The sequence below is a fragment of the Candidatus Sulfotelmatobacter sp. genome (assembly GCA_035504415.1).
Classification (GTDB): Bacteria; Vulcanimicrobiota; Vulcanimicrobiia; order Vulcanimicrobiales; family Vulcanimicrobiaceae; genus Vulcanimicrobium.
Genome location: DATJRY010000005.1, coordinates 215,365 through 225,060, shown reverse-complemented (window position 1 = coordinate 225,060; position 9,696 = coordinate 215,365). Strand labels below are relative to the sequence as shown.

General features: G+C 69.7%; 9 protein-coding genes. 7 read left to right on the top strand and 2 right to left on the bottom strand.

The window, feature by feature from the left end; translation table 11 throughout:
• Nucleotides 1-104 precede the first annotated feature (104 nt).
• The gene (locus VMD91_02405) at nucleotides 105-677 is read right to left on the bottom strand and encodes a hypothetical protein (protein HTW82903.1); all 573 of its coding nucleotides are present in this window, start codon (nucleotides 675-677) and stop codon (nucleotides 105-107) included.
• Between the two features lie 92 nt (nucleotides 678-769).
• Here VMD91_02405 and VMD91_02400 point away from each other — a divergent pair, with 92 nt between their 5' ends.
• The 7 genes from VMD91_02400 (at nucleotide 770) to urtE (ending at nucleotide 7,741) form a co-directional block, all read left to right on the top strand.
• On the top strand, nucleotides 770-1,423 hold the full coding sequence (locus VMD91_02400) for a hypothetical protein (GenBank protein ID HTW82902.1): 654 nt from the start codon (nucleotides 770-772) through the stop codon (nucleotides 1,421-1,423).
• A gap of 270 nt (nucleotides 1,424-1,693) precedes the next feature.
• Nucleotides 1,694-2,971, top strand: a complete 1,278-nt coding sequence (locus VMD91_02395; GenBank protein ID HTW82901.1) for an ABC transporter substrate-binding protein — start codon at nucleotides 1,694-1,696, stop codon at nucleotides 2,969-2,971.
• A 147-nt stretch (nucleotides 2,972-3,118) separates the two neighbouring features.
• Nucleotides 3,119-4,327 carry an urea ABC transporter substrate-binding protein gene (gene urtA / locus VMD91_02390; protein ID HTW82900.1) on the top strand — a complete coding sequence of 403 codons (1,209 nt, stop codon included), beginning with the start codon at nucleotides 3,119-3,121 and terminating at the stop codon, nucleotides 4,325-4,327.
• Between the two features lies 1 nt (nucleotide 4,328).
• Nucleotides 4,329-5,243, top strand: a complete 915-nt coding sequence (urtB, locus tag VMD91_02385) for an urea ABC transporter permease subunit UrtB (protein ID HTW82899.1) — start codon at nucleotides 4,329-4,331, stop codon at nucleotides 5,241-5,243.
• Nucleotides 5,243-6,295, top strand: a complete 1,053-nt coding sequence (gene urtC / locus VMD91_02380) for an urea ABC transporter permease subunit UrtC (GenBank protein HTW82898.1) — start codon at nucleotides 5,243-5,245, stop codon at nucleotides 6,293-6,295. The genes urtB and urtC overlap by 1 nt, the downstream gene beginning before the upstream one ends.
• Nucleotides 6,292-7,050, top strand: a complete 759-nt coding sequence (gene urtD / locus VMD91_02375) for an urea ABC transporter ATP-binding protein UrtD (protein ID HTW82897.1) — start codon at nucleotides 6,292-6,294, stop codon at nucleotides 7,048-7,050. Before urtC ends, urtD begins: the two co-directional genes overlap by 4 nt.
• On the top strand, nucleotides 7,037-7,741 hold the full coding sequence (urtE, locus tag VMD91_02370; protein HTW82896.1) for an urea ABC transporter ATP-binding subunit UrtE: 705 nt from the start codon (nucleotides 7,037-7,039) through the stop codon (nucleotides 7,739-7,741). Before urtD ends, urtE begins: the two co-directional genes overlap by 14 nt.
• Here the strand turns inward: urtE and VMD91_02365 are convergent.
• Entirely contained in the window at nucleotides 7,731-9,617 is a 1,887-nt protein-coding gene (locus tag VMD91_02365; GenBank protein HTW82895.1) for a hypothetical protein, read from the bottom strand. The two genes, urtE and VMD91_02365, sit on opposite strands and share 11 nt — an antisense overlap.
• Between the last annotated feature and the right edge of the window lie 79 nt (nucleotides 9,618-9,696).

The window sequence follows — 9,696 nt, the reverse complement described above, 5'->3', positions numbered from 1 at the left end:
TTTCCGCGTCGCTCTCGGCCTTCCGGGCCTTCGCTCGCGGAAAAGGCCCCGGCGTGGGTGGTGCGGCGCCGCTCGCCCGGCATGATGGTTATGGGGCGTCTTCGCTACTCGAAATGTTTGAGCTTCGGCCAGGCTGTTGCTAGCGAGGGGTGGGCGTGCTCGCACAAGAGCATCGTGCGCTCGTTTTCGTAGGGCATGGCGTAGGGGGAGAAGAGCTTGCCGAGGACGCGCCAGTGCGCGCAGTGCGCGGCGGGGTCGGGAAGCATGTTGCCCGGCGCGTCGATGAGGAGTACCGAATCGGGGTTCTGGCCGCGTAGGCCCCAGAGATAGAATTGATCGTGGCCGCTGAGTGGGGGTGGCAGGCCGAGCGGTTCGCCGTAGAGCTCGAGCGCGCCGGCCTCGCCGTAGTTCTGCGTCACGATCGACGTGTGCGCGCGCACGTCCGGCGGCAGCGTGGCCCACGCTGCCGCGACTTGGCGGGCCATGTCGCGCCAGCCCAGCTCGTCGGCGAACACTTGCGGGAGCAGCGCGCCGACGCCGGATTTCTCTTGCGGGCGCTGCGCGAGATGTGTGCGCTGTTCGTACTCGATCAGCGCCGGCGGCGAGAGCAGCGGGAGCGCGAGGGGCGCACCGAGCGCGGCCAGGGCGATGGCCGCCGCCAGGTATGCGCCGCGCACGATCGCGTTGCGGATGACGCGCTCGAAGGGCGACGCTGCCGATCGCCAGCACCGTCGGGTAGGCGGCGGCGAGATAGTAGTCTTTGCTCGGCGTGACCAGCAGCGTGATCGTGACGACGACGAACGCGAGCGCCAGGAAGCGCGCGCGGGCCAAGGTGCGATCGACGAACGGCGCGATGATGCCGGCGATCCAAATCGGCGCCAGCAGCGGGTCCATCACGAAGACTTGGTGCAACAGGAACGCGGCCGGGCTCGTCGCGATGTTCTTGGCTTTCGTCGCGGCCAGCAGCTCGAGGAACGGCCAGTGGTTCGCGGCTTGCCAGAGCACCGACGGTACCGCGATGACGAACGCCAGGCCGATGCCGAGCCAGAGCTGGGGCCACGCCAGCAGTCGCCGCTCGCGGGTCAGCAGCGCGCCGACGCCGAGCGCGATCAGCCACGAAAGGCCGGCGTACTTCGCCTCGAGACCGATGCCGGCCACGATCCCGGCCCAGATCGGTGCGCGGCGGTCGTTGAGGATCGCGGCGCGGGAGAGGCCGTATGCGACCGCGGTCCAGACCAGCGGCTCGAACACCGTCGTGTTCATCGTCGCCGGGATGCCGAGGAAGAACGGCGCGATCGCGGCCGCGATGCCGGCGGCCCAGGCGGCGCCGTCACCGCCGCCCAGCACGCGCGCGAAGCGAACGGTCAGCCAGACCAGCGCCGCGGCGGCGAGCACGGCCGGGATTCGCACGACCCACACGTGATGGCCGAGCGCGTAGAGGCCGGCGTCGAGCAGCGGCACCAGCGGCGGCTGGTCGGCGTAGCCGAACGCCGGGTGCTGGCCGCAGACGATGAAGTACAGCTCGTCGCGCATGAGATCGTAGCGGCCGGCAACGGCCGCGTGCAGCACGAACGTCGCCGCGGCCAGACCGAGTGCGATGCGATCCCTCATCATCTGTTCCTACGCGAGCCGAACGGCCGGGGTTTCGCCTCGGCGGGCAGGGCCGCTCGTGCGTCTGCGCGCAGAGGGGCCCATGACGCAGTTCTCGCGATCGTCGTTTCTGGGCGGCGCGCTCGCCGCCGGCGCTGCCGGCACGCTGCCGCGGCGAGCCGCTGCGGCGACGCCGACGGTGCGCATCGGCTACGTCGACTCGTTCTCCGGACCGTTCGCCGTCGGCGGCCTCCCGCAGCGCAACGGCGCGCAGCTGGCGCTGGGCGACGCGAACGCGCGCGGCCGCGTGCGCTGGGAGCTGGTCTACGGCGACGATCAGACCAAGCCCGCCGTCGCGCTGACCGAAGCGCGCCGGCTGGTGGAGATCGAGAAGGTCGACGTGCTCGTCGGGGGCACCTCGTCGGCGGTCGGCAACGCGCTCTCCGCGTACGCACAGGAGGCCGGCGTGCTGTACGTGGCCATCGGAACGCACGACACCGCGATGACCGGCGCGAAGGCGAACCGCGTCTGCTTTCGCCAGACCTGTTCGCTGGCGATGCTGACGACGGCGTTGGGCGCCGAGTTGGTGCGGCGCGCGCGTCGCTGGTATTTTCTGGTCGCCGACTACGCCTTCGGCACGGACGCGCGCGACCGGCTGCGCACGATCTTGCTCGCCCACGGCGGCGCGGTCGCCGGGATGGACGTCCACCCGATCGGCACCAACGACTTCTCGTCGTACATGCTCAAGGCGCGCGCCACCGACGCCGACGCGTTCTTGCTGCTCAACGGCGGGACCGACACCCAGAACGCGGCCACCGCGTTCGTGCAGTTCGGCCTGAACAAACGCATGCTGGCGGCCGGCGTCACCGGCGAGAACGAGCTCGCGGCCGGTTTCCCGGCGGAAGACCTGGCCGGCTCGCTGTGGGGCTACGTGTGGGGACCGGACGCGGGCGGCGACGCGGCGGCGCTGTACCGTCGCTTCGTCGCGAGCGCCCAGGGGTTTCCACCCAACTGGCGCCAGTATCTGGGCTACATGGCGGTCCGCAACGTCGTCGACCGGATGCACGCGTGCGGCACCAGCGAGACCGCCGCGCTCGTCCACGCCTTCGAAGGCTACCGCTACGACGCCGCCAAGGCGCAGCCGGGGATCTTCCGCGCTTGCGACCACCAGGCCGCGCAGGAGACGTACTGTGCCGAGATGCTGCCGCGCGCGAAACGCCGCGCGCCCGACGACTACTTTCGCATCGTCTCGGCGGTCGGCGGCGAGTTCGCCGCCGGCGCGTGCGACGACGCCGACAGCGGTCGCGCGGCAGCGATCATCGGGGGAGAGCCCGTCGTTCCACGCGAGAACTACACGCCGGTGCGCGTGAGCCGCGTATGACCCCAGACTAGCACGCATGCGGCGGTCGTCGTCCTGACGCATCGCCAACGTTGTGCGCGCACGCTGTCCCAAACGTCGAATCGGTGGCCTCGCCGCGAGGCGAACGTACGCGCTTCCGCATTCATCGAACGACGATAGGGAGGGTCCGTGCTCACACGTGCTTCCATCGCTCGCAGCGGCGCCGTTGGCGCAGCGCTGGCGATCGTGCTCTCGAGCCTGCCGGCGACGACCGTCGCGGCCGGCGACACCGTGAAGGTCGGCGTCTTACAATCGCTGACCGGAACCATGGCGATCTCCGAGGTGACCGTCAAGAACGCCGAGCTGCTGGCGATCGACCAGATCAACGCGCAGGGCGGCGTGCTGGGGAAGAAGATCGTCCCGGTCGTGGAGGACGGCGCCTCCGACCCCGCGATGTTCGCCCAAAAGGCGCAGAAGCTGATCCAGCAGGACGACGTGGTGACCGTCTTCGGCGGATGGACGTCGGCCAGCCGCAAGGCGATGCTGCCGGTCTTCGAGCGGTTCCACTCGCTGCTGTGGTATCCGGTGCAGTTCGAGGGCAACGAGTGCTCGCCCGACATCATGTACTCCGGCGCGCAGCCCAACCAGCAGATTCTGCCGGCGCTCCAGTGGGCCGAGGAGAAGGGCTACAAGAGCATCTTCCTGTTGGGCTCGGACTACGTCTTCCCGCGCACCGCGAACCTGATCTTGCGCAAGCACATCGTGCACGACGGCGGGACCGTCGCCGGTGAAGAGTACGTGCCGCTGGGCGGGACCGACTTCAGCGCCGTCATCAGCAAGATCAAGCTGGCCAAGCCGCAGATCGTGTTCAACACGCTCAACGGCGACAGCAACGTCTCGTTCTTCAAGCAGATGGCCGCGGCCGGCCTGCCCTCGTCGAAGCTGCCGGTGATGTCGTTCAGCATCGCGGAGCAGGAGGCGAAGGCGATCGGACCGTCGCTCTTGGCCGGCAGCTACGCGGCCTGGAACTACTTCGAGAGCCTGCCCGATCCGGCCAACAAGAAGTTCGTCGCGGCGTATCAGGCCAAGTACCCGGGCCAGCCGGTCGACGATCCGATGGCGCACGGCTACCTGGACGTCTACGCCTGGGCCGCGGCGGTGAAGAAAGCCGGCACGTTCGATCCGGCCAAGGTCGCCAAGGCCGCTTCGACGCTCACGCTGGCCGACGTCGGTCTGGGCCAGACGAAGTTCGTCAACAACTTGAGCTTGATGCAGACGGCGTACGTCGGCGAGCTCGAGCCGGACGGTCAGTTCAAGATCCTGTGGAGCTCGAAACAACCGGTCGAGCCGGTCCCCTACGATCCGCTCTCGTTCCCCGGAAAGACCTGCATCCACTGACGTGACCGAATCGACACTCGTCGCCGGCCAAATCTTCAACGGGATCAGCGTCGCTTCGATCCTGCTGTTGGCGGCGCTCGGTCTCGCGCTCAGCTTCGGGCTGATGCGGGTGATCAACATGGCGCACGGCGAGATGTTGATGATGGGCGGCTACGTCAGCTACTTGGCGATGAGCGGGCTGGGCAAGACCGTCGGGTTTCCCGTCGGCTTGCTCGGCGCGTTCGTCGTCACCGCCCTGGTGGGCGCGTTCCTCGAGGTGACGTTGATCCGCCGCCTCTACGGTCGCCCGCTGGACACGCTGCTGGCCACGTGGGGCGTCAGCCTGGTGCTGCAGCAAGCGGCGCGCAGCATCTTCGGTCCGGTCGGGGTCGAGGTGACCGCGCCGGATTGGCTCTCGGGCTCGTTGGCCGTCGGCGGCAGCGCCTTGACGGGCTTCGCGATCCCGGCTGTGCGCGTGTTCATCATCGTGCTGGCCGCGCTCGTGCTGGGCGGGGTGGCGTACGTGTTCGCTCGCACGCCGGCCGGCCTGTACGTGCGCGCCGTGCACCAGAACCGGGCCATGGCCGAAGCGCTCGGGACCAACACGCGACTGGTGGACCTCGCGGTGTTCTCGCTGGGCACCGGGATCGCCGGTTTGGCCGGTGCGGCGCTGGCGCTGATCGCACCGGTCACGCCGACGGTCGGGCAGAGCTACATCGTCTATGCGTTCCTGGTCGTGATCGTGGGCGGCTTGGGAAGCTTGACCGGAACGTTGCTGGCCGCGCTGCTGGTCGGCTTGTTCTCGGCGCTGGCGCAGATCTTCACCAGCGTGAGCTTCGCCGACGTGCTGCTCCTGGTGGCGGTGATCGCCTTCATCCAGTTCCGGCCGCGCGGGATCGTCACGCGCAGCTCGCGCGCACTCGAGGCGGAGGGTTGATGCGCGGAGCGCTCCTGTTCGTAGTGGTGGTGGCGGCGGGTGCCACCGCACCGTTCTACCTGCCGCCGTACGAGCTCTCGCTGCTGGGCCGGTTCATCGCGATGGCGATCCTGGCGCTGGGCATCTCGTTCGTGTGGGGAACGGGCGGCATCCTCACGCTCGGCCAAGGCGTGTTCTTCGGCTTGGGCGGCTACGCGATCGCGATGCACCTCAAGCTGGCCGGCGCGGACGCCGGCGGCTTGCCCGACTTCATGCAGTGGAGCGGCTTGACGGCGCTGCCGTGGTGGTGGGCGCCGTTTCGCAGCGGCACCGTCGCAATCGCCGCCGCGCTGGTGCTGCCGGGCTTGGCCGCGGCGCTGCTGGCGTTCCTGGTCTTCCGGCGGCGCATCAGCGGACCGTACTTCGCCATCATCACCCAAGCGCTGGTGCTGGCGACGACGACCTTCATCATCAGCCAGCAGCCCTACACGGGCGGCTTCAACGGGTTGACGAACTTCAGCGACGCGTTCGGGCACGCGCTGACGGATCCGTCGACCCAATTGGGGCTGTACTGGATCTCGCTGACGGTGCTGGTACTCACGTTCTTGGCGATGCGCTGGCTCAAGGGTTCGCAGTTCGGCAAGCTGCTGCTGGCGATGCGCGACGGCGAGAACCGGGTGCGCTTTCTCGGCTACGATCCGCTGCCGTTCAAGGTCATCGCCTTCGCGATCGCCGGCGTTCTGGCCGGGATCGCCGGCGCGCTGGTGACGCTCGATTTGGGCGTGGTCTCGCCGGCGATGTTCGGTGTCGTGCCCTCGATCGAGATGGTCATCTGGGTCGCGGTCGGCGGGCGCGACGCGCTGGTCGGCGCGATCCTGGGGACGCTGCTCGTCAACTTCGGCAAAGATTGGATCAGCAGCGCCTTCCCCGACCTGTGGCTGTACGTCGTCGGCGCGCTGTTCGTCGTCGTCGTGACCGTCATGCCGCAGGGCATCGCCGGCGTGCTGCGCGACTGGCGTCCGCGCGCGGCGCGCCGCCGCGTGTCGACGGCCGTCGTCGTCGAGGGCCCGTGAGCGCGCTGCTCGCCGTCGAGGACGTCGTCGTCAGCTACGAGGGCTATCGCGCGCTGGACGGGATCAGCCTGACGGTGCAGGCCGGCGCGATCCAATCGCTGATCGGTCCCAACGGCGCGGGCAAGTCGACCTTGCTCGACGCGATCATCGGCCGGGTGCGCCCGAGCGCCGGACGCATCACGTTCAAGGGCGAGGATCTGCGCGCGCTGCCCGAGTTCGAGATCGTGCGCCACGGTATCTGCCGCAAGTTCCAGACGCCGGGCGTGCTCGACGCGCTCACGATCGAGGACAATCTCGTCGTCGCGGCGACGCGCGACCGGCGCTCGTGGCGCGCCCTGCGCGCGCGACCGAGCGCGGCCGAACGCGCGCGCGTCGACGAGGTGCTCGAGATCATCGGCTTGAGCGCCAAGCGCGCGCTGCCGGCCGCGTACCTCGCGCACGGCGAGAAGCAGTGGCTGGAGATCGGAATGGTCGTCGCCTCCGGCGCGGAGCTGCTGCTGCTCGACGAGCCGGCCGCCGGCATGACGCACCGCGAAGCGGAGGCGACGGCGACGCTGATCCGCTCGCTCGCCGGGCGGCACGCGCTGATCGTGATCGACCACGACATGGACTTCATCGCGCAACTGGCCTCGCCGGTCGCGGTGCTGCACCAAGGGCAGCTGCTCACCAGCGGCACGATCGACACGGTCCGTGCCGATCCACGCGTCGCGGCCGTTTATCTCGGCCGCGCCAACGAGTTGCATGCTCGCGCTTGAGGGCGTCGGCGCGGCCTACGGGCTCAGCCAGGTGCTCAGCGACGTCGCGCTGCAGGTCGAGGCCGGCGAAGCGGTCGCGCTGCTGGGACGCAACGGCGTCGGCAAGACGACGCTGTTGCGCACGATCGTCGGCTTGCACCCGGCCAGCTCCGGCCACGTGCGGCTGGGTGCGCGCGAGCTGACGCGCGTGCCGTCGTTTCGGCGCGCGCGAGCGGGGATCGGGTACGTGCCGCAGGGACGCGGCATCTTTCCGCACTTGACGGTCGAAGAGAACCTGCGTCTGGGCGCGACGGCGCGCACCGGACGCGGCGCGCCGCGTTCGGTGACGCTCGACGAGGTGTACCTGCTCTTCCCGGCCCTCGAGCGTCTGCGCGCCCGCGCCGGCGGGGTGCTCAGCGGCGGCGAGCAGCAGCAGGTCGCGCTGGGTCGCGCGCTGCTGGGCGAGCCGCAGGTGCTGCTGCTCGACGAACCCACCGAAGGGATTCAGCCCTCGATCGTCGCCGAGATCGAGGAGGCGCTGCGCGAGATTCGGCGCGAGCGCGGCATCGCGGTGCTGCTGGTCGAGCAGCACCTCGATTTCGCCTGGTCCGTCGCGGACCGGTATTACGTCATGCAGCGCGGGACGGTCGTGCGCTCCGGCACGACCGCCACCGATGCTCCTGAGGAAGTCGCGCCGCTGCTCAGCGTTTGAGCGCCGCCGCCATGCGGCGGCGGATGGCCAGCCGGTGCGCGGCGAGACCGCCGCCGCCGTGACCGAGCGAGGCGCTCGAACGGCTCGCCGCGACGCGAACCTTGCCGGTCGTCTCGCGGTTGCCGTCGTAGAGCACGATCCCGCTCACGCCGCTCGACGAGATGGTGGTGATCGTCGAGGTTCCGGCCGCGATCGAGTCGGTCTCGTTCTCGCCGACGCCGTCGTTGTTGAAGGTGAAGCTCGAGATGAAGAGCGTCCCGTCCGAGGCGGCGGCGATCGGGTAGGCGTTGAACGACCCGGTGATGTGGCGCGCCGCGGTCGTGCTCCCCGGCGCGAACACCTCGATGTCGTGCAGCGAGTCGTCCTGCGGCGCGTAGTCGTTGTTCACCTGATAGCCGGCGTTGTTGTTGACCACGTAGACGTTGCCGCCGGCGTCGACGTCGACGCCCTCGGGACCCGCGCCGTTCGCGTCGCTGGTGGTCGGGGCGAACGCCTCGGTGCCGTCCGGCTTGTAGATGTACAGGCCGGCCAGCGGATCGGGCTGCAGGAAGGTGTACTCGGTCACGTAGAGCGTGCCGTCGGGACCGATCGCCGCGTAGTTCGGCGAGAAGTTGGCCTGCTGGTCGGCCGGGACGATCGTCTCGCTGATCGTGCGGGTGGGGGTCGACGCGCCCGGCGCGTAGACGTCGTACTGGAACGTGCCGTCGCCGTTGAGGTGCGGCGTGTAGAGGGTGCCGTCATGGGCCATGATGCCGAAGTAGACGCCGGTGAACGGCTCGGTGATGGTGCGGCTCGGTGCGCCGCCGGTCGAGCCGGCATCCCAGACGTCGAAGACTTCGTCGACCGCGCCGCTGCCGTTCCCGTTCTGCGCGTTGGGTGCGCCGAAGGTCGAGAACGCGCCGGTGCCGGCGCTGATCAGGAACACGCCGGAGGTGTTCGAGGGCGTGTAGCTGGTCGCGACGCTGGTGCTGCCGGCGTCGTATTTGGCGATCGTCGGCGGCAGCGGCGCGGGGGTCGGGCTGCCCGAGCCGACCGGGGCCGGGGTGGGCGGATAGGCCATCGAGTAGACGTTGCCGGCGTCGTCGAGTCCCAGGCCGTTGGCCGGGATCGGCAGCGTGGTGGCGACGACGCCCGCGGCGTTGACGACCGTGATGCTGGTGTTGGCGCCCAAGTACGCGAGCGTCTGCGGTGCGGGCGGCGGCGTCGTCGTCGGGCTGGCGAGCGAGAAGATCGCGATGCCGTACAGCGCGTTGGCCTGCATGGTGAACGACTTGGTCGAGCCGCTGAAGGTCAGCGTGCGGCCGTCGGACGTCGTGACCGGACCGGCGATGGTCTCCCACGCCGGCGAGGGCTGCGTGCTGTCGTAGAAGCCCAGGTAGTACTGCGTGCCGCTGGTCAGCACGCCGCTCGGGAACGCCTGCGAGGCGCTGATCGTGCCGGCGACGGTGATCGGCGCGCTCGGCGTGAGCGAGTCGAAGAAGATCGCGGTGTTACCGGTCGCGGCCTTCGGCAGCCGCACCGACGCGATGACGCGGTGGTGCGAGAGCACCGGCAGGGAGGCTGGAATCGTCGTGCTGCTGGTGATCGCGATGGTCGTTCCCGCCGGGGCGCTGGCGATCGGGATGGTGAGGTTCGAGGTGTAGCCGCTCGGCGCCGGGAGCGGCGTGGCGATGGCGTTCCCGCTCGAGCTGATCGCCACCGGAACGCTGGTCGCGACGGCCGCCGCCAGCGGCGTCGCGGTCGGGACGGGCGTCGCGGTCGGGACCGGGGAGGGGGTGCTGCGGAACTGTCCCGGGGGCGTCGTGCCGCCGCCCGTGTTGCACGCCGCGACGGTGGTTGCCGCGAGTGCCAAGCCGATCAAGAGAAAACGACGCATCCAGTGAGTCCCTCGGCCGCACCCGCGGCCACGCAAAGAAGCGCCGCGTCGAAAAACGACGCGGCAAAACGCCGGTACG